Annotated in this window: 16 protein-coding genes; 6 read left to right on the top strand and 10 right to left on the bottom strand. The window is 69.1% G+C overall.

The genetic code is table 11. From position 1 onward, the window contains the following. Window positions 1-3 precede the first annotated feature (3 nt). Window positions 4-801, top strand: coding sequence for a sigma-70 family RNA polymerase sigma factor (locus EIZ45_RS11510; RefSeq protein ID WP_134664958.1), 798 nt, complete (start codon window positions 4-6; stop codon window positions 799-801). Window positions 802-845: 44 nt separating this feature from the next. Here EIZ45_RS11510 and EIZ45_RS11505 read toward each other — a convergent pair whose 3' ends face one another. Then, window positions 846-1,568 (bottom strand): TetR/AcrR family transcriptional regulator, encoded by a 723-nt coding sequence (locus EIZ45_RS11505; RefSeq protein ID WP_134664960.1) that lies wholly within the window; start codon window positions 1,566-1,568, stop codon window positions 846-848. A gap of 51 nt (window positions 1,569-1,619) precedes the next feature. Between EIZ45_RS11505 and EIZ45_RS11500 the strand changes: the two genes are divergently transcribed. Both EIZ45_RS11500 and EIZ45_RS11495 read left to right on the top strand, forming a co-directional pair. Continuing rightward, a complete protein-coding gene (locus tag EIZ45_RS11500) occupies window positions 1,620-3,050 on the top strand; it encodes an MFS transporter (RefSeq protein ID WP_240690722.1) in 1,431 nt (476 codons plus the stop codon). Between the two features lie 13 nt (window positions 3,051-3,063). After that, window positions 3,064-3,870, top strand: coding sequence for an SDR family NAD(P)-dependent oxidoreductase (locus tag EIZ45_RS11495; RefSeq protein WP_134664962.1), 807 nt, complete (start codon window positions 3,064-3,066; stop codon window positions 3,868-3,870). Here the strand turns inward: EIZ45_RS11495 and EIZ45_RS11490 are convergent. Together EIZ45_RS11490 and EIZ45_RS11485 are read right to left on the bottom strand one after the other, a co-directional pair. Then, on the bottom strand, window positions 3,864-5,267 hold the full coding sequence (locus EIZ45_RS11490) for an IniB N-terminal domain-containing protein (protein WP_205671773.1): 1,404 nt from the start codon (window positions 5,265-5,267) through the stop codon (window positions 3,864-3,866). The two genes, EIZ45_RS11495 and EIZ45_RS11490, sit on opposite strands and share 7 nt — an antisense overlap. A 522-nt stretch (window positions 5,268-5,789) precedes the next feature. After that, entirely contained in the window at window positions 5,790-9,233 is a 3,444-nt protein-coding gene (locus EIZ45_RS11485; protein WP_134664967.1) for an indolepyruvate ferredoxin oxidoreductase family protein, read from the bottom strand. A gap of 175 nt (window positions 9,234-9,408) precedes the next feature. Between EIZ45_RS11485 and EIZ45_RS11480 the strand changes: the two genes are divergently transcribed. Next, window positions 9,409-9,867: an Lrp/AsnC family transcriptional regulator gene (locus EIZ45_RS11480; RefSeq protein ID WP_037820760.1), complete on the top strand. Its 459-nt coding sequence runs from the start codon at window positions 9,409-9,411 to the stop codon at window positions 9,865-9,867. Window positions 9,868-9,884: 17 nt separating this feature from the next. Here the strand turns inward: EIZ45_RS11480 and EIZ45_RS11475 are convergent, their stop codons facing one another. Continuing rightward, window positions 9,885-10,493 carry an acetate uptake transporter family protein gene (locus EIZ45_RS11475; protein WP_134664969.1) on the bottom strand — a complete coding sequence of 203 codons (609 nt, stop codon included), beginning with the start codon at window positions 10,491-10,493 and terminating at the stop codon, window positions 9,885-9,887. A 280-nt stretch (window positions 10,494-10,773) separates the two neighbouring features. Here EIZ45_RS11475 and mftR point away from each other — a divergent pair, with 280 nt between their 5' ends. Further along, window positions 10,774-11,418 carry a mycofactocin system transcriptional regulator gene (gene mftR / locus EIZ45_RS11470; protein ID WP_134664971.1) on the top strand — a complete coding sequence of 215 codons (645 nt, stop codon included), beginning with the start codon at window positions 10,774-10,776 and terminating at the stop codon, window positions 11,416-11,418. Between the two features lie 520 nt (window positions 11,419-11,938). On the opposite strand, the gene EIZ45_RS11460 is transcribed toward mftR, so the two are convergent. The 5 genes from EIZ45_RS11460 to EIZ45_RS11440 form a co-directional block, all read right to left on the bottom strand. Continuing rightward, a complete protein-coding gene (locus EIZ45_RS11460; protein ID WP_240690727.1) occupies window positions 11,939-12,616 on the bottom strand; it encodes a vWA domain-containing protein in 678 nt (225 codons plus the stop codon). 260 nt (window positions 12,617-12,876) lie between these two features. After that, entirely contained in the window at window positions 12,877-13,815 is a 939-nt protein-coding gene (locus EIZ45_RS11455; protein ID WP_134664975.1) for a MoxR family ATPase, read from the bottom strand. Next, window positions 13,812-14,933 (bottom strand): NDMA-dependent alcohol dehydrogenase, encoded by a 1,122-nt coding sequence (locus EIZ45_RS11450; protein WP_043836689.1) that lies wholly within the window; start codon window positions 14,931-14,933, stop codon window positions 13,812-13,814. The genes EIZ45_RS11455 and EIZ45_RS11450 overlap by 4 nt, the downstream gene beginning before the upstream one ends. Window positions 14,934-14,961: 28 nt before the next feature. Next, complete coding sequence (locus tag EIZ45_RS11445) at window positions 14,962-16,461, bottom strand: aldehyde dehydrogenase family protein (RefSeq protein WP_134664977.1); 1,500 nt, start codon at window positions 16,459-16,461, stop codon at window positions 14,962-14,964. Window positions 16,462-16,524: 63 nt separating this feature from the next. Then, on the bottom strand, window positions 16,525-18,171 hold the full coding sequence (locus EIZ45_RS11440; RefSeq protein ID WP_134664979.1) for a sigma-54-dependent Fis family transcriptional regulator: 1,647 nt from the start codon (window positions 18,169-18,171) through the stop codon (window positions 16,525-16,527). Between the two features lie 129 nt (window positions 18,172-18,300). Between EIZ45_RS11440 and EIZ45_RS11435 the strand changes: the two genes are divergently transcribed. After that, window positions 18,301-18,870 carry a YdcF family protein gene (locus EIZ45_RS11435; protein WP_235146997.1) on the top strand — a complete coding sequence of 190 codons (570 nt, stop codon included), beginning with the start codon at window positions 18,301-18,303 and terminating at the stop codon, window positions 18,868-18,870. Window positions 18,871-18,944: 74 nt separating this feature from the next. Here EIZ45_RS11435 and EIZ45_RS46455 read toward each other — a convergent pair whose 3' ends face one another. Next, the gene (locus EIZ45_RS46455; protein ID WP_205670039.1) at window positions 18,945-19,982 is read right to left on the bottom strand and encodes a TetR/AcrR family transcriptional regulator C-terminal ligand-binding domain-containing protein; all 1,038 of its coding nucleotides are present in this window, start codon (window positions 19,980-19,982) and stop codon (window positions 18,945-18,947) included. Window positions 19,983-20,059 lie beyond the last annotated feature (77 nt).

The following is a 20,059-nucleotide window of genomic DNA, read 5'->3' as shown; positions in this document are numbered from 1 at the left end:
ACGGTGGACGCGACACTGGGCAGCACGCTGGTCGCCGAGGAGGACGAGGACGAGCGCACCGACGCCGAACTCCTCGCCGCCGTGCGCGCCGGAGATTGCCAGGCCGGCGGGGAATTGTTCCGGCGGCACGTCACGCTGATGCGCCGCGTCGCCGCCGGTTTGGTGCGCCAGCAAGCCGAACGCGACGATCTCGTCGCCGAAGCCTTCGCCCGCGTGCTCAGCACGGTCGCGGCGGGCGGCGGCCCGGAATCGAACGCGCCCGCGTATCTCGTAGCCACCATGCGAAATCTCTTCGCCCGGTGGAGCCGCCACGAAAACCGCATCGATCTCTATGCCACGGTTCCGGAACCCGTAACTCTTGACGGCGGCGCTGACGAACTCGCAGTCATGCGCTCCGAAGACCGGCTGGTGTGGTCGGCGTACCGAACCTTGCCCGGCCGCTGGCGCACGGTGTTGTGGCGGATGTCCGCCGAGGGCAACACCCCGGCGGAACTCGCGCCGGTGCTCGGCGTTTCCCCGAACGGCGTCGCGGTGCTCGCCCGCCGCGCCCGAGAGGGGCTGCGGCAGGCGTACCTGCAAGTCCAGGTGCCGGACGCGGAATTGCCGCAGTGCCAAGAAGTCCGCCGCCGGATGGGCGCGTGGCTGCGCGGCACCCTGCCCGCCCGCCGGGCCGGAGTCCTCGCCGGACACCTCGCGGTGTGCGCGCAATGCCACGCGGTCGCCGCCGAACTGGCCGAGGTCAACCGCGAACTGCCCCGGATGACCGGCTGCTGCGACCCGGCGATCCCGGAACCCCGCTAACCCCAGCCGCACCAAGCAGCCCGCGAGGTGCGTGAGGGGAACCCTCACGCACCTTCGGGCGCCCCGCTTGCCAGATTCTGCGTGATCAGGTTGACCATGAAGGCAAACCGGTCATGCCCGGCACCGGACGTCAGCTCCGCCGCATACCGCCGAGTGTGCGGGAACTTCTCCTCCGACAGCCCGCTGAACCGCTCCATCAACTCCTCCTGACTGAGCACCCACTCGCCGCCGTGCTGCTGCCGTTGCTGGACGAGCGACCGCTCCCAGGCGTACGCGGTGACGTAGAGCGTGAGCGAGTCCAGCGCCCACGCGGCGGTCTGCGGTTCGATGCCGCCGGCCAGCAGGATCGCGAAAATCCCTTCGCTGACCCGCAGCGTTTCCAGGTGCGTCGGCACCATCGCCAGCGCGGCGCGGGAGACGCCGGGGTACTTCAGGTACAGGTCGCGGATCTGCCCGTAGACGTCCAGGACCTGCTGCCGCCACTTCGCCGGGTCCGGTTCGGGCAGGTCGATCTGCGCGCAGAGCCTGCCGATGAGCAGATCGTCGAGGTCCTCTTTGTTGACGATGTGCGCGTACAGCGAGGACGGTCCGGTGCCGAGCACGGCGGTGACCCGGCGGACGGTCAGCGCGTCGTAGCCCTCGGTGGCGACGACCTGCAGCGCGGCGTCGGTGATCCGGTCGACCGTGATGGGTTCTTTCCGCGGTTTCGGCGGGGCCTCGGCGGACGCGTGCCGGGCGGCGCGGCGCTCTCGGGGGGCAGCGGGCATGCCGTCACTATAGCTTGACACGAACTTAGTTCGTCATTTAGAACTTAGTTCGTGACTACTGAACTTAGTTCGTCAACGCGCGCCGAGCCGCTTCCGCTGGTCCAGGCGTGGCTCGTGCTGGCGGTCGTCGTGATCGCCGATCTGATGGACCTCATCGACACCAGCGTCGCCGCCCTCGCCGGCCCCTCGATCCGCGCTGACCTGGGCGGCGGGCCGATGACCCTGCAGTGGGTGCTGTCGGCCTACACCGCGGCGTTCGCGCTCGGCCTCGTGACGTCCGGCCGCCTCGGCGACCTGCTCGGCAGGCGCAGGCTGTTCCTGCTCGGCATGACCGGCTTCACCCTCGCGTCGCTGGCCTGCGGCCTCGCCCCCGGCCCCGGGTTCCTGATCGGGGCCCGCGTGTTCCAGGGCCTGTTCGGCGCGGCGATGATCCCGCAGGGCATCGCGCTGGTGAAGGTCGTCTTCCCGCCCGATCAGCTGCGCAAAGCCCTGATGCCGTTCGGCCCGATCATGGGCCTGGCCACCGTCGCCGGGCCGATCCTCGCCGGCTGGCTGCTGCACCTGAACCTGTTCGGCAGCGAATGGCGCTCGATTTTCCTGATCAACGTCCCGTTCGGCATCCTCGCCGGACTGCTCGCCCTGCGCGTGCTGCCGCGACACAGCGGCGAGGACCGCGGCGCCCGCCTCGACCTGCGCGGCGTCGGCCTGCTCACCGCCGCGTCAGCGCTGCTCATCGTCCCGCTCATCCAAGGCCGCGAACTCGGCTGGCCTGCTTGGACGTACGTGCTCATGGCCGCCGGTGTCGTCGCCTTCGTCCTCTTCGCCAGATCCGAACGCCGCAGCAGCCACCCGGTCATCGCGCCGTCCCTGTTCGCCAAGCGCGGTTTCGTGTTCGGACTGCTGATCACCGGCGGGTTTTACGCCTCGCTCAGCGGCTTCGTGCTCGTCGTGAACCTCTTGCTGCAGTCCGGTCTCGGCTGGACGCCGCTGCAATCCGGGTTCGCCCTGCTCCCCTGGGCCGCCGGCACCGCGATCGCGACCCTGCTGTCCGGCGCGGTGCTCGCCGCGAAACTCGGGCGCTCGTCCCTCCACTTAGGACTGGCCATCGCGGTTGTCGGCTTGCTCGCCCTGTGGTGGTCGATCGCGCACTGGGGCGCCGCCATCACCATCTGGCAGCTCGCCCCCGCCCTCTTCGTCACCGGCGCCGGTTCCGGGCTGTTGTTCATCCCGCTCTTCGATTTCATCCTCGGCGACGCGACGCCCGAAGAAGTCGGCAGCGGTTCCGGAATGCTCAACGCCGCCCAGCAATTCGCCGGAGCCATCGGTGTCGCCGCGCTCGGCACGGTGTTCTTCGCCCGCGTCGGACCTGCCGCCGCACCGTCCTGGATCCCTGCCGCTGAACTGGTTTTCGGCCTCTGCGCCGGTCTCTACCTCGTGGCGCTGGCCCTCGTCGGATTCCTCCCGAAACACACCGCCCACTGAAACGAGCGACGCAGTGTCGAAAACCGCCCTGATCACCGGAACCAGCCGTGCCGCCGGCCTCGGTTTCGCCATTGCCCGGCTTCTGGCCGAGCAGGACTACCACGTCGTCCTCACCGCCCGGGACCTCGCCCGCGCCGAATCCCTTGCCGCACAACTCCCGAACGCCACCGCATTACGGCTCGACCTCGCCGATCTCGCCACCATGACCGCCGCCGCCGATTGGGTGGCCGAAACCTTCGGCTACCTCGACGTGTTGATCAACAATGCCAGCGACGTCGTCGATTTCGCGACGCTGTCCGCGCTCGACGTCGATCTGCCCGCCGTCCGATCCGCATTGAACATCGACGTGCTCGGCCCGTGGCAGTTGACGCAGTTGCTGCTTCCTTCGCTGAAAGCCGCTCCGGCCGCCCGGATCGTCAATGTTTCCAGCGTTTCCGCGCTGCAGATCTCCACCGGGCTCGACCTCGGCGCGAGCCTGCGCGCGCCAGCTCATTCCTTCGCCAAGCACGCGCTGAACACTCTGACTGGCGTACTCGCCTCGGCGCTGCGGGGCACCCCGATCCTGGTCAACGCCGTCGATCCGGGAGAAACCGCCACCCATCCCGAACGCGGTGACGAGGACACGGCCCGCCCGGCGAGCGAAAGCGCCCGCGGTGTGGTGTGGGCCGCGACGTTGCCGGCCGGTGCTCCCACCGGCGGCCTCTTCCGGGACCGCGAACTGGTGCTGTCGCTGCTGCCCGGCACAGAAAACACCGCGGGCCCGGACCGTGACCGGTCCGAGCCCGCGGCGGGAAAACCCTTAACGCGCCAGGATCAGTGACCCAGGTGCAGGCTGTCCAGGTGCACGTTGCTCGCGTGCGACTCGAGGCCGCCCGCCACGTCGTGCAGGTGGTTCTGGACCTCGTTGAGCACCGGCGCGGCGTGCGAGGCGTCCGGCAGCTCGCCGGTCGTCGCGTGCTGGGTGCCGGTCTCGACGGCGTCCTGAACGGTGTTCGTGACGTGGTGCGCAGCCGCGTTGACGGCCGGCGCGTGCGCGGTCGCGCCCTCGATGGCGTGGGTCAGCGAACCCGCGTTCGGGGCGGCCGGCAGCGCCGGAGCGTGCGGCAGCTCGCCGACGCCCGGGACCGACGGGGCGGCCGGCAGCGCGCCGACGCCCGGAACCTGCGGCAGCTCGCCCGCGCCCGGCACGGCCGGAAGCGAACCGACACCCGGGACCTGCGGCAGCGAACCGACACCGGGCACCTGCGGCAGCTCGCCCGCACCCGGCACCGCCGGGACGGCCGGGAGACCCGGAACCGCGCCGGTCGCGTGGTCCAGCGTGCCGGACAGGTCGCCGGCCTGGGTCAGGTCGCCGGTCGCCTGGGTCAGGTCCGCGCGGAGGCTGTCCTCGTGGACGCCGACCGGGGTCGAGCCGATCGCCTCGTTGACGGTGCCCAGCAGGTGCGAGCCGCCCTGGCGGACGTCCTCGACGATGCCGCTGACCGGACCGCCGACGACCGGGAGCTTGCCGGACTCGGCCACGACGGCCTTCCAGGTCAGCGCGTCGCCGAGGTGGTTGGTGGTGGCGTCCACCGCGGAGCCGACGAGCTTGCCGTCGAAGACGTGCTCGCCCACCGCGTTGACGGTGTTCTGCGTGTCGATCGCGGCGGCGTCGACGATCGGGCCGACGACCGGCACCGAGTGGGTCGCCTCGGCGACGTGGTCCAGCACGCCGGAGACCGCGCCCAGCGCGCCGTGGGTGACGGTGTTCAGGCCGGTCGCGTCCGCGACGTTGCTGACGCCCTCGAAGACCGGGCTGAGGTTCGGCAGGGCGCCGGCGAGACCGCCGAGGCCGTCGCCGACCTGGTGCGCCACCGGCTCGGCGGCGGAGTTCGCCTGGTCGAAGGCACCGCCCAGGTCAGCGGACGGAACGCTCGGCGCGGCGGGCACGCCCGGCACGGCCGGGATGCTCGGCGCGGCCGGGACGCCCGGCACGGCCGGGATGCTCGGCGCGGCCGGGACGCCCGGCACCGCGGGGACGGCCGGGACGGCGGGAGCGGCGGGCAGCGGGGCGCTGTCCATGACCAGCGGCATGATGTCCTGCACGTCCGAGGGGTTCAGCTCGCCCAGACCGGCGCCGTTCAGCACCCCCTGCGGGTCGGCCTTGTACTCCGCCAGCGACTGCGGGTCGTTCAGCAGGTTCAGCGCGAATTCGTGCAGCGTCTGCACCGGGCCCATAGTTTGTATTCTCCTGTGGTGACAACGGATCGGGGTGGGGTGTCCGAGAAACGGACGAGCCGGCCCCAGAGCCGGCTCCTTTTCCGAACATAGGACGCCGCCGAATGCCCGCCATCGGGGGGTCACCCGGGTTAGCCGGGGCACCCACTAGGGACTTCGCCGCTCCTCCGATTAGGGGCATTAGGGGATTCGGCGCGTCCGTGCTGGTCACAGGGCTGCCGTCGTGCCACCCCGCCGGGCGCCGCCCACCCCACCGATCGGGGGACGGACGCGGGTCGCCCGAAGAGGTTCGCCAGGACCACCCATTGGTGTGACACCTACAGGGCTTTTCGCGCCGGGACGGACGCGGCGGGAAAGCCGAAACGGCGGGAGACCGGGTTTGCCCGGCCCTCCCGCCGTTTCGGAGGTTTCGCGGAAGTTCGGCACGGAATCCGCGTTAGATACCGTTTGCGGAGGTTGATCACGCTCCGATTAAGAGGATTCGGTGCGAAATCTGCCGCAACAGTGCGGTTGGCTCCGCCCTCAGGCAGTGGCGACCCGCACCGAGTCCGGCGTCTCCAGCTCCCGCAGCAGCTCCTCCTGCCGCTTCCGGTAGGACGCCACGTTCGCCAGCTTGATCTCCTCGTACCCGCGCACCGCGTCCGGCAGCGCGGCCAGCTCGACCAGCCGGGAGTCGCCCCGGTCGGCCACCTCGAGCGCGCGCGTCAGGGCCTGCCGGTACTCCCCGATCAGCGCCCGCTCGACCCGCCGGACCTCGGCGCGGCCGAACGGGTCCAGCTTCGTCCCGCGAAGCTTGCGCATGGCCCGCAGCGCCGCGAACGCCGGCCGGAAGCTGCGGCCGCCGAGGCTGATTTTGCGGTTCATGCCCAGCGCGCGCAGCACCGGCGGGTGCAGCCGGTGCGCGAACCGCGTGCCGACGCCGAACTGGGCTTCGATTTCCGCGGTCAGCTGCGGGTCCAGCGACAGCCGCGCCACCTCGTACTCGTCCTTGTAGGCCATGAGCTTGTAGAGGTTCCGCGCGACTGCCTCGGTGACCGAAGCACTGGCGCGGGCGCGGACCCGCTCGACGAACTCCGCGTACTCCCGCGCGTAGCGCTCGTCCTGGTAGGCGATGAGGTCCGGGACCCGCAGGTCGAGCACTCGGGCGAGGTCGCCGTCGGCCCGCACCAGCGCGCGCACCCGGCGGACGGCTTCCGCGTCGACCGCGGCCGGGGCCGAGTCCCCCGCCGACGGCGAGAGTTCCGCGTTGAGCGCGTCCGGGTCGGCGACCAGCTGCCTGCCGCGCCGGAACGCCTGCAGGTTCGTCTCCACCGCGGTTCCGTTGATCTTGATGGCCTGTTCCAGGCTCTCCGCGGTGACCGCGAGCGAGCCGGTCTGGTACGCCGCGCCGAGCTGGAGGATGTTGGCGAACTGGTCGTCGCCGAAGATCTGCTCGGCGAGGCCGCGCGCGTCGAGGTAGTGCCCGGCGGCGGTCGCGTCGCCGAGCGCGCCGCGGATGCTCGACTGGTCCGGGTAGGAAACTTCCTTGTCCACCACCATTCGCCCGGTCGGAACCTCCGAAGTGGACACCACGGCGACCGTCCGCTCGGCGTCGGCAACGCCGAGGTACGCCGGGTCGGCGGCGACCAGTGCGTCGCACGCGAGGTAGAGGTCGCACTCCCCGTTGGCGAGCTTCGGGGCCTGCTCGACCGCGCCGGCGGAGATCTTCACGTCCGAGACGACCGCGCCGCCCTTCTGCGCGAGGCCGGTCTGGTCGAGGGTGCGCACCTGCTTGCCCTCGAGAACCCCGGCGACCCCGAGGATCTGCGCAACGGTGACCACGCCGGTGCCGCCGATGCCGGTGATCCGCACGGCGACGTCGGACCGGGTTTTCTCCGGTTCCGCCACGGCGTCCGCGCCGATCGGGGCGAGATGCCGCCGCTTGACCTCGCCGGTCGGGACGACGGTCAGGAACGACGGGCAGTCGCCGTCGAGGCACGAGTAGTCGACGTTGCACGAAGCCTGGTGGATCTGGGTTTTACGGCCGAACTCCGTCTCGACCGGTTGGACCGAAAGGCAATTCGACTTCACCCCGCAGTCGCCGCAGCCTTCGCAGACGCGTTCGTTGATGAACACCTTGCGTGCGGGCGTTTCCTGCTTCCCGCGACGACGCTTGCGCCGCTTCTCCGCCGCGCACTCCTGCTCGTGGATCAACACCGTGACCCCGCGGTGCGCCGCGAGTTCTTCTTGCGTGCGAAGAAGTTCCGACCGATCGCGCACCTCGACCCCGCGCGGCAGCTTGCGCTTCCGCAGCCGCCGCGGCGCGTCCGAGGTGATGATGACCTTCGCCGCGCCCTCAGTCAGCAGCAGCGCGGCCACCTTCTCCACGGACAGTCCGCCGACCGCGTCCTGACCGCCGGTCATCGCGACCGCGGAGTTGTACAGCAGCTTGTAGGTGATGTCGACGCCCGCCGCCACCGCCGCGCGCACAGCGAGGCTGCCGGAGTGCATGAACGTGCCGTCGCCGATGTTCTGCATCAGGTGCGGCGTCTCGACGAACGGGGCCATGCCGATCCACTGCGCGCCCTCGCCGCCCATCTGGGTCAGCCCGACGACCTCGCCGACCTGCTCCGGCTCCATGAACAGAGCCATGGTGTGGCACCCGATTCCGGCGCCGACGAGCGTGCCGTCCGGGACCTTGGTGGACGAGTTGTGCGGGCAGCCGGAGCAGAAGTACGGCGTGCGGGCCAGCAGCGGCACCGAAATCCGCTCGCGGCGACGGCGTTGTTTCCACGCCGCAACGGGTTCCGCGTCCGGCAGACGCTTGGCCAGGCCGCTCGCGATGCGGTCCGGGTCCAGTTCGCCGAGTTCGGTGAACAGCACCTGACCGTGCTGGTCGGACTTGCCGTACACGCGCGGCGCGCCGGTGCGGCCGTAGAGGATCTCCTTGATCGCCGGTTCGACCAGCGCGCGCTTTTCCTCGATCACCAGGATTTCGTCCAGGCCCTCGGCGAATTCCTTGATGATGCCCGGTTCGACCGGGTACACGACGCCGAGTTTCAGCAGCCGGATGCCGTAACGGGACAGCTCGGACTCGTCGAGGCCGAGCATCCGCAGCGCCTGCCGCAGGTCCAAATAGGACTTCCCGGCGGTGACGATGCCGACCCGATCGTTCCGTCCGGATCGGACGATCCGGTCGATTCCGCTGGCCCGCACGTATTCCATCGCGAGCGGCAGCCGCACGCGGTGCAGGCTGTGCTCGAGCGTGATCAGCTCCGGCCCAAGCAGACGGCTGTTCGGCTGGTGCTTGTACGCGCCCTCCGGCATTTCCGGTGCGGTCCATTCCGAATCCACCAGCGCGGTGCCGCCGGAGTCGGCGACGTTCGCGACGATCTTCATCGAGGACCACAGCCCGCTCGCGCGGGAAAGTTCGACGGCGTGCCTGCCGTGCTCCAGCACGTCCTGCGAATCGGCCGGGAAGAACACCGGCATCGCGAGGTCGGCGAGCGCGTGCTCGGACGCACACGGGATGGTCGAGGATTTCGCGTTGGGGTCGTCGCCGACCAGCGCGACCGCGCCCCCGCGCGGATCGGTGCCGGCGAGGTTCGCGTGCCGCAGCGCGTCGGTGGCCCGGTCGAGGCCGGGGGCCTTGCCGTACCACATGCCGACCACGCCGTCGGGGCGCATCGTGCCTGCTCGGGCGGCCAGCTGGCTGCCCATGACCGCGGTCGCGCCGAGTTCCTCGTTCACGCCCGGCTTGTGCACGATGTTGTGCTCGGCCAGCAGTCCCGCCCGCCGCGCCAGCTCGAGGTCGAACCCGCCGAGCGGCGAACCCTGGTACCCGGACACGAAGGCCGCCGAGTCCGCGCCGTTCAGCCGGTCCAGCCGGATCCGGTCGAGCAGGACGCGCACCAGCGCCTGCACCCCGGTCAAGTAGACGGTGCCCGCTTCGCGCACGTACCGGTCTTCCAACGTGAAGGCGTTCATCCGCACTTCCCTTCCGCACGCCATCAAGCCCACGGGCACCCGCCGCCTGGACGTGAGCCACCTCACCTCACGCTCGGACCCCGGCGCAACGTGCCCGGCCACTGTAGTGGCAAGGACGCAAAGGATGACGCGCGAGAGGGCGGATCGGGCAGATCTGTTGCGTACGATGCCGCTCATGGCCGAAGAACTGCTGGACGCGACCGACCACGAGATCATCGCGTTGCTCCGCGAGGACGCCCGGCGCACGTTCTCGGACATCGCCGGGCGGGTGTCGCTCTCCACCGCGGCGGTGAAGCGACGCGTCGACCGGCTCCGCGAGAAGGGCGTGATCACCGGCTTCACCGTGCAGGTCGACCACGCGAAGCTCGGCTGGGGCATCGAGGCGTTCGCGCAGCTGAGGTTCTTCGGCAGCACGAACGTCGCGGAGATCGTCGAGACCACCACCCGGATCCCGGAGGCGCAGGCGGTGTTCACCATCGCCGGCGACCCGGACGCGGTCGTGTGGCTGCGCAGCCGCGACATGGCGCATCTGCAGGCCACGATCGACGAGCTGCGGCGCAGCCACCGGATCACCAGTACGCGTACGTTGATCGTGCTCGACTCATGGGTGCGCGGTGAGGAGCGGCCGGAGTGACGCTGGCTCCCGCCTGGCTAGCGCTTGCCGATCGCCCCGGTCGGCAGCACCGTGCGGCCGAAGGTGGTGTTGGTGACGACCGCGAACGAGCCGTACCAGGCGACCACCGCGGTGGCGAGCCCGAGCCAGCCGCCGATCTTGCCCGCGCCTTCCGCGCCGCCCAATTCGCCGATGGTGAGGAAAAGGAAGGTCAGGAACAACAGGACGAACACGCCGATCAGGACGGCGTTCGTGCGCAGCGACGCGATCATCATGTAGCCGGTGAAAATGGTGAACACCAACAGGAACATCCCGGTCGCGGTCGCCGCGTCGGCGGGCGGGATCTTCGCCGCGAACTGCCAGACGTAGAAGGCGAAAGCCAGCCAGAACGCGCCGAAGGTGCCGAACGCGGTCGCGCCGAAGGTGTTGTTCTTGCGGAATTCCCACATCCCGGCGAGCAGCTGGGCCAGTCCGCCGTAGAAGAGGGCCAGCGGCAGGACGACCGGTTCGACGGCCTTGGGGATGAGGCCGGCGTTCACCGCGCTCAGGACGAAAGTGGTGGCGGCGAAACCGGCCAGGCCCAGCGGTCCCGGATCGGCGATCCCGGCGGTGGCGGGTGAGGTCGGGCGAGCAGCGGTCTCACTCATCGGATCCTCGATTCTGCTTTGCGGCAGGATCTTCACATCTGACACCGGGCGCAACAGACTTGTCCACTGTCCACAAGGTCCCTCTTTCGAGTGGCAATTCGGGGATATCGCCGCGGGAATCGGTGAATGGGGTTTGTTTCGGACTTAGTGTCTTTTATCGCGCATTCTTCGTTAACTCGACCATCCATTGTGGATCTCGCCGGGGCGGCCTCGCGGTGGCCGGGGGTGCGCGGCCGAGTAGTGTCACCCGGTGACAGAAGCGCCCGCGGGAGGGGGAGGCATGCCTGCAGATCCGGCCGGCGAGTCTGGCGAGGCGCGGCCCCGGCGGGGGCGGCCTCGGGGGACGAGCGCGCGGCAGCTCGAGGAGATCGCGCTGCGGCTGTTCACCGATCAGGGGTTTCACGAGACCACGGTGGATCAGATCGCGGCTGCGGCCGGGGTGAGCCGGCGGACGTTCTTCCGGTACTACGACGCCAAGTCGGACGTGTTGTGGAACGAGTTCGACTCCGAGGTGGACACGATCCGGGAGTTGCTGGCTGAGGCTCCGGAGGATGTGCCCGTGCTGGAGGCCGTGCGGCGGGCGGTGTTGGCGGCTAATCATTACCGGGCTGAGGATGTGCCTGAGCTGCGGATGCGGATGAATTTGCTCAGTACTGTGGCTGAGTTGGCGGCTAGTGCTACTCGGCATTATGACGCTTGGGAGCGGGCTGTTATCGGGTTTGTGGCTCGGCGGACTGGGCAGGCTGAGGATTCGTTGTATCCGCTGGCGGTGGGGCGGGCGGTGCTGGCTACGTGCCGGGCGGCTTATGAGCGGTGGTCGGCTCGGGCGGATGCTGATTTGACGTTGTATTTGGATGCCGGGTTGCGCGCGTTGGCGGCTGGGTTTGCTGATGAGGTGTTGGTTGGGGAGCCTGGGTCTGGTTGAGGGTTCGGCTCGTCGCCTGGCGGCGACCTTGCCGTGGCGGTTGCGTGGGGCACCCCGAAGCTTGATTGTGCTGACGGTCTGAGGGTGCTTGTCAAGGCGGGAAAGATGCCTTGACAAGCACCCTCAGACCGCAGGAGAGCTTCGTATCGGGGTGCGGGGGTGGTGTGGGTGCACTTCGAGTTGAGTGCATCGGTGACGGTTTCGTTGGGGTGGGGGCTTGCGCCCCAATGCCACTTTGGGTGCATGTGGCGCACCCAAAGTGGCGTTCGGTGCGTGGGACGCAACCAATGTGGCATTGGGTGCGTGAGACGCACCCAAAGTGGCGTTCGGTGCGTGAGACGCAACCAATGCCGCATTGGGGCGCATCCCGAGCGGGCGCGGCGGGCGGGCGGGCGCGGGGCGAGCGGGCGGGCCGTGAAGGGCTCCTTGAGGGAATCCAAGTCCGTGAAGGAGCCCTTCACGGACCGTCGGCGGGGCGTGAGGGGAACCCTGAGGGAATCAGAGTCAATGAGGGTGGCCCTCACGTACGGTCCAGCAACGCGGCCAGTGCGGCGGGGGCGGCTGCGGCACCGCTTAGCGGACGCCAGCGGGCACCAGCATCGCGAGCGAAGCGTTCGGCTTCCTCGCAATCCTCTGCGGGGGCCAGGATCAGCAACTCTTCGCACGCGCGAGCGGCAGGCAGCGGGTCCTGGTCATCCGTGGCCCGGCAATCCGACAGCAAGAGAACCGTTTTCCTTGCTGCGCGTGAGGTGGCCAGTTGCTCATTCGCCTTCCGTAAAGCTGCGGCTAACGCGGTGACTCCGTGTCCCCGCAACGACAACACCGACTCAACCACCGCGGACTTCGATCGGGAGGATCGCAGCGGGCGGATTACCTCCGCGTTCCGGGCGAAGGACACCACCGCGTGTTCCACTGGGGCCCGCCACGAGCAGGCTGCTGCGGTGAGGGCGGCTGCGGCCAGTCGGGCGCCGGTCATTGAGCCGCTGGTGTCGATTACCAGGCATAGCGCCAATTCTGGGCGGGCCCAGCGGCGCGACACTAGGTCGTCCAGTGCTGGGACCCGGCCGACTGCGGCTGCGTCTACTAGTGCGGGCAAGGAGCGGTCCAGGTCTAGTTCGCCGCCTCGGTCGGCTCGGTCGCGGCGTAGTTTTCCTACGCCTCGGCCTCGTGCGACGCCGCGGCGGGCGACGTCGATCATTAGTCTTCGGGCCAGATCTCGTGCGGCTGCGCGCAGGGACTCGTCGGTGGCCTTGCTCATTTCGACTAGCAAGGCCATTGCTTCGTCTGCATCCTCGCGGAAGACCGTGCTGAACGCTTCCTCGTCCAGCATGCCTACCTCGGGCGAGATTTCCGCGAAACGGCCGTTCCGGGAGAGTTCAGAGCGCGGGGTGGTGCTGCTCCGCGCTGAGCCTGGCCGGGGTGGGCGTTGGTGTTGCTGTGGGCCCGCCGGTGGCGGGCTTAGGCTTCCCCCGGCGGATCGCCGCCTTCGGAATCCTGCGGCGGGGATTCCTCGCCGAAAACCGCTACATACAGTTCGTCGATCACCGATTCCGCGGTACGTCCGCTGGATTCGTGCAAGCCGATTCGGCCGGACAACGCAGCCAGTGCGGCGTCGTGGCCGATTCGCCAATCTGTGGTCGACGCGTTTCGGATGCGGGCTAGGGAAACTGCCAGTCGCACTACGTCGATGGCGCCGCGTACTGAGGAACCGACTCGAACGTCGGCGTGGTTGCGCGTGCGGCGTACCAGGTCTACGACTCGGTCGCGCCACTCGGCAGGGACCGCGGGGCTGCGGCGGGCTACGATGTCGCTTTCTTCGTCTTGGGTTTGATAGCCCATCACGATCCGGCAGACCCGGTCGTAAATAGCCGACGAAATGCGCGCGGTGCCGACGGCGTCGAACGGGTTCATCGCGGCTACCAAACGGAATCCGTCCGCCGCGCGTACTCGGCCCAGGCGTGGCACGTGTAGTTCGGCTTCGGACATGACGGTGATCAGGACGTTGAGGGTTTCCTCCGGGATCCGGTTGACTTCCTCGACGTACAGCAGACCGCCCGTGCGCAATGCCTCGATGAGCGGACCGTCCACAAAGGTCTCGGGCACGTAGCCTTCGGCTAGTACTCGGGAAGGGTCGAACTGCCCGACTAGGCGCGCGGGCGTCAGTTCAGCGTTGCCTTCGACGAATACGAACGGTGAACCGCCTGCTTCCGCGACAGCGCGCAGCAGGGTGGTTTTGCCAGTGCCGGGCGGGCCTTCGAGCACGACGTGCGCGCCGCAATCCAAACCGGCCAGCAGGAGTTCGATTTCTCGGCGGCGGCCGACCACGTCCGCGGTCAGGAGGGGGACCGCGGACTGCGGACCGGAAACCGGCCCGCAGTCCGCCGACAAAGCCGTCACGGTGCGTCGTGGACCAGGACGCCGCGCACGTTCCGGCCCTCCAGCAGATCGTCGTACCCCTGGTTGACCTCTTCCAGCGTGTACGTGCGGGTGATGATCTCGTCCAGCTTCAGGTCCCCGCTCTGGTACAGCCCGAGGATCTTCGGGATGTCCGTGGTCGGGTTGCAGTCGCCGAACAGGCTGCCCTTCACCGTCTTCTTGAACAGCGTCAGGATCGAACCGGGCAGGTTGACGTTGTTCACCGACAGCTTGTTCAGCCCGGTCAGCACGATCGTGCCGCCCTTGCCGGTGGCGTTGAACGCGCCGGTCACGATCTCCTCGGTGACGATGCCCGCGGTGACGATCGTCTTGTCCGCACCGTTGCCGTTGGTGAACGACTGCGCCAGCTCAGCCGCCTCCTCCGGCGTCGCGACCGCGTGCGTCGCGCCGAGTTCCATCGCCTTTTCGCGCTTGTTCTCCAACGGGTCCAGCGCGATCACGTTCTTCGCGCCGGCGTAGCGCGCGCCCTGCACCGCGTTGATGCCGATGCCGCCGACGCCCGACACGATCACCGTCTCGCCGGGGCGTACGTTGGCCGCGTTGACCGCCGAACCCCATCCGGTCGGGACGCCGCAGCCGACGAGCACCGCCTTGTCCAGCGGGAGGTCGTCGTCGACCTTCACGACCGAGTTCTGGTGGATGGTCGAGTACTGGCTGAACGTGCCGAGCATGCACATCGCGCCGTACTGCTTGACCGGGCCGGGGCCGCTGAACGGGAACCGCTCGCCGGGCAGGTAGCCCTCGAGGATCGTGGCGCCCATGTCGCAGATCGCCTGCTGCCCGGTGGAACACCAGCGGCACACGCCGCAGTTGGGGATGAACGAGCACACCACGTGGTCGCCCGGCTTGACGCGGGTGACGCCGGGGCCGACGTCCTCGATGATGCCCGCGCCCTCGTGGCCGAGCACCATCGGCAGCCGGGCCTCCAGGTCGCCGTGCGCGATGTGCACGTCCGAGTGGCACAGCCCGGCGTGGGTGTACCGGATCAGCACCTCGCCCTCGCCGGGGCCTTCGAGGTCGAGCTCGACCACCTCGATCGGCTTGCCCACCTCGTAGACGACCGCAGCTTTCGTCTTCATCGGGAACTCCTTTGTTCGAGCGGGCGGATCACAGCGCGATGTTCACGGACTTGGTTTGCGTGTAGAGGTCGAGCGCGGCCGCGCCCAGTTCCCGGCCCCAGCCGGACTGTTTGTAGCCGCCGAACGGCATCGCCGTGTCGAAGCCGTTGTACTGGTTGACCCACACCGAGCCTGCCTTCAGTTCCTTCGCAGTACGGTGCGCCTTCGCGACGTCGCGTGTCCAGACCCCGGCGGCGAGTCCGTACTCGCTGTTGTTGGCCGCGGCGGCCACGCCCTGTTCGGCGTTGAACGGCATGGCCGCCACGACCGGGCCGAAGATCTCTTCCCGGACGATGCTGAATTCCGGTTTCACGTCAACGAAAACGGTCGGCTCGATGAAGTATCCGGTGTCGCCCCAGCGTTTTCCGCCGGTGAGCGCGCGGGCGCCGTCGGCGAGCCCTTCGCCGAGATAGCGCGAAACGCGGTCGAACTGCTCCTGGGAAACCATCGGGCCCAGCTGAGTTTCCGGGTCGAGGCCCGGTCCGATCTTCACCTGGCTCGCCGCCTGCGCGACCGCCTGGGTGAACTCCTCGAAAATCGTGTCCTCCACGTACAGCCGCGTCCCGGCGACGCAGCACTGGCCGTGGTTGAACATCCACGCGTTGACCGAACCGGGCACCGCGAGGTCGAGGTCGGCGTCGGCGAACACCACGTTCGGGCTCTTCCCGCCCAGCTCCAGCGAAACCTTTTTCAGGTTTCCGCTCGCCGCCTGGACAATCTTCTTGCCCACCTCGGTCGAACCGGTGAAAGCGACCTTGTCGACGCCGTCGTGCGCGGCCAGCGCGGCCCCGGCGTCGCCGAAACCGGTGACGATGTTGACCACGCCGGGCGGGAATCCGGCTTCCTCGAACAGGGTGCCCAGCAGCAGCGCGGTCAGCGGCGTCTGCTCGGCGGGCTTGAGCACCACGGTGTTGCCCGCGGCGAGCGCCGGCGCGATCTTCCACGCGGCCATCAGCAGCGGGAAGTTCCACGGGATGATCTGCCCGCACACGCCGACCGGCTCGCGCAGCGTGTAGGCGTGGAACTGCGCGTCCGGCGCGAACGGCATCGACACGTTCACCGTGCTGCCTTCGATCTTGGTCGCCCAGCCCGCGTAGTAGCGGAAGACGTCGGCGGCCCAGCCGGTGTCCACGGCGGTCGCGATCGCCGCGGACTTGCCGTTGTCGAGCGCTTCCAGCTGGCCGAAGACCTCCGCCCGCTCGGACAGCAGATCGCCGATCCGCCAGATCAGCCGTTCGCGCTCGTTCGGCTTCATCGCGGCCCACGGGCCCTCGTCGAACGCCTTGCGCGCGGCGGCGACGGCGCGGTTGACGTCCTCGGCCTCGCCGTGGGCGACCTCGGCGATCTTCTCCCCGGTGGCCGGGTCGTAGGTCGGGAACGTGCGGCCCGACGCGGCCGGGACCCAGCGCCCGCCGATCAAGAGCTCCAGCGGGCCGGACACGAACTCCCGGACCTGGGTGTGCAGGGGGAATTCCACCGTTGCGGTCACCTGGCGCCTCCTCACTTCGTTGTGACGGAGGTCATCGTCACCCGGCGGACCGGGGGCGAAGTGTTACAGAAGTGGACAGTCGTCGGTCACGCCCAGCGCCTGCATGCGGCGGTAGAGCGTCGTGCGGCTGATGCCGAGTTCGCGGGCCGCGCGCAGCTTGTTGCCCTCGCTGGCGCGCAACGCCGTGACGATCGCGTTCCGTTCGGCGAGTTCGCGCCCGCCGAGCTGCCTCGTGCGGGAACTGCCGCGACACGCGGGTGGCAGCTGGGCGAGGTCGATCACCCCCGTGTACGGAAGGCGGGACACCTCGCGCAGCACCGCGCGCAGCTCGTGCAGGTTGCCCGGCCACGGATGCGTCCGCAGCGCGGCCAGCGCGGTGCCGGTGAAGTGCGGTTTCCGGTCGGGATATTCGTCGCGGAGCATCGCCGTGGCGATCGCGGGCAGGTCGTCGAGGCGTTCGCGCAGCGGGGCGAGGGTGACGGTTTCCGCGCATCTCGCCGCGATCGCCGCTACGGCTGGGGACATTGCGTCCGAGGGGACGGAAGTGAGCAGCAACCGGGCCGATCCCGGGTTGTCGAGCGCCTCGCCGACCAACGGGAGCAGGCTTTCCGGGAGCAGATGCACGTCGTCCAGGACGACGGCGGTGCGCGGCTGCGCGACGAGGTCAGCGAATCTTGTTGCCCAGTCTCGTGGTTCCTCGCGCAGCGCGGCCGCGGCGTGCAGGACGACCGGATCGTCCACGCCGGCTCGCGCGCGGGCTTCGGTCGTCCGGCCGGTGCCGGGTTCACCCGTGATGAGGACCGAGCGCGTGGTTTTTGCCGGTGCGGGGACGAGTTTTCGGGTGCTGCTGGTGCTCCGCGCGATGCGGAAAACGGCGCCGTCTGTCGAACCCTCCACGCGTTCGGCTACGACCGAAAGACTGATTCCGTCACCCACATCGAGGCGAGTGTCGAATACTCCGCGTTCCGGCACTTGCGGCAGCAACGTGCGCAAGAGGGTCGGATCGGCGGGGCGAAGATGTTCGATGCAGGTTTCGTTGGCGAACACGAGATCGCCGCCGAGCACCGCGACCGGGACGCTGCGATGGTGCGTGGCCTGCTGGAACGCCAGGAACAGCCGCCGTTCGCAGGCGCGGGCGCTCTCCAGCACGAGCTGCTCGATGTCGCCGACGACGCGTTTCACCAGCGGCCCGAACAGCGGATTGCTGCTGTCGCTTTCGCCGGTGATGTCGAGGACGCCTTCGATCCGGCCGGTGAGCGGATGCCGGATCGGATGGCCGTAGCAGCTGAACCGCTTCAACGCGTCGGCGTAGTGCTCCTGGCCGTGGATTTCCACCGCCTGGCGCGATTCGTGCGGCGTGCCGAGCGCGTTCGTGCCGACGCGGCCCTCGCTGAGCTGCGAACCGTGCAGCACGCCGAGTTCTTCCAGCTGGTGCTGCAGGCCGCGGTCGCCGAACCAGCGGAAGACGAGGCGGCAGTCGCGGTCGGCGAGCAGAATCGAGAACCGGGTGCCGGTGAGCTGCTCGACGAGCTGGTCCAGCACCGGACGGGCGGCGGTCATCAGCCTGCTGCGCGGATCGACCTCGCCGATCGAAATCGCGCCCCGGTCCAGCTCCGGCTCGACGCCGAACAGCCGGGACCGGCGCCACGAATCGGCGATCGGCGGACGCAGGACAGCGGAGCCCTGCGACGGTATCCCTCCGAGCGACACTGCTCCTCCCGACTACCGGACGGCGACGTAGCGGTTCGTGTGACAGTACCTTCGCCGATCGACAAGTTCCAGACGTGCGTTCTTCCGTTCCCTTGTTTGTCCTTTGTGGACACTGGTAGGATCGGGTGAGTGGCGCGCCGTTTTCTGATGCTTTTCGTCGTGGTGTTCAGCTGGGCCGAATGGGAACACTGGCGCTCCTCGCGCCGCGGAATGGGCGACCGCCCCGGAACGTCGGGCACCGGCGAGGCAGTGGTCGTGCTCGGCTACCGCAACCGCGGGTCGCGGGCCAATTTCGTGAATCGCTGGCGAGTGCGAGCGGCAGTACGTTCGCAGGCGCCGGGCCCGTCGAGGTTGGTGCTGTGCGGCGGAGCCGTCGGCGGCACGGAGACCGAAGCCGCGCTGATGGCCCGGTACGCCCGGGAGTACGGCTACCGTGGCGAGCTAATGCTCGAAACCGAGAGCCGGTCGACGCGGGAGAACGTGCTGGGTGCGGTGCCGTTGATCGAGGACGCGGACCGGATCAAGATCGTCTCGGATTCTTTGCACGCGGAGAAGGCGCGGCATTACCTGCGACGGCACCGGCCGGATCTGGCGGAGCGGCTGGTTCCCGGGCGGGATTACCGGTTCGGGGAGTGGCTGGCGGTGAAGCCGGTGCTGGCGGTGATGGGGAAACGGAGTCTGCGGCGGACGCGGGGGTGAGCCGGGGCGTCTTGGGGCTGCGAGGCGCGTTCCGGCTCGTGAGTGGCGATGCCGGTTAGAACCGGCAACGCCACTCACGAGCCCCCGGCCAGGTGCGCGTTGATCTTGCCCACCAACCTCTCCAGCCCGGCCCGCTCGTCCCGGTCGAGCGGGGCGAAGACCAGCTCCTCCGCCTCGGCCAGCACCGCGTCGAGGCCGGTGACCAGGTCGATTCCGGCCGGGGTCGCGTAGACGCGCTTGCGTCCGCCCTCGGTGCGGCGTTCGACCAGCCCGCGGCGTTCGAGGCCCTTCAACAGCAGCGAGACGTTCGCGGGCGTCGTGTAACTCATCTCCGCGACATCTCGCTGGATGACCCCCGGCTGCCGCTCCAGGTACCCGAGCACCAGGGCTTGCTCGAAGGTCAGGTCGCGCGTGCGGCTCCATTCCTCGATCCGCTTGCGCTGCGCCCAGCGAATCGACCGGAAAAGGTCTCCCGACGTCGATCGCGGCTGATTTTCCGCAGCGACAGTTAAGTGCTTAACTTGACCGGTTGACTGGACGAGCGGAAGGAAGAGCTCGTCGACAATCGACCGGATCCGGGCGGGGCGGAGCGGGGCCAGGTTCAGCAGCAGGTCGTGCCGCATCAGCTGGAACGGCATTTCCAGCACCGCGCCGGGGAGGCGCGTCAGGTCGATCTCGCCGCGGGCGTGGGCGCGCGTGTACATGTCTCGCGAGAGCAGCCGGTCGCCGATGATCCGGTCCCGGACCTGGCCGGGGCTGGCGCCGGTGCTGGCCGACAGTCCGGAGATGGCCGCGGCGGCCGCGATGGCGAAGAATCCGGCCAGTGCTTCGCTCGCCGAGGTCAGGTACCCGAGCAGATCGCCGCGCAAGCTTCCGGTGTCGGGAACGGTGATGGGGTGGTCGTCGCGGTGCCGGCGCATCGCGGCCAGCACCAGTTCGTCCTTGTTGGCCCACCGCCGATAGAGCACGGCCTCGCTCGTGCGGGCGCGGACGGCCACCGACTCCATGGTCAGCCGCGAGTAACCGGACTCGACCAGTTCGTCCCATCCGGCCGCGAGCAAGGCGGATTCCAACTGCTCGCCATGCCGGCGGCGCACGGTTTCAGGGGCCACCCAGCCCACGATAGAAAGGTTTGTCTTTCTTAGCAAGTTTCCCTACTCTTGCGAACAGAAGTTCTTCGGAGCCAGGG

Origin of the sequence: Amycolatopsis sp. CFH S0740, assembly GCF_004522315.1 — a bacterium.
Lineage (GTDB): Bacteria > Actinomycetota > Actinomycetes > Mycobacteriales > Pseudonocardiaceae > Amycolatopsis > Amycolatopsis nivea.
The sequence above is the reverse complement of the archived record's forward strand: the minus strand, read 5'-3'. Positions and strand labels throughout refer to the sequence as shown.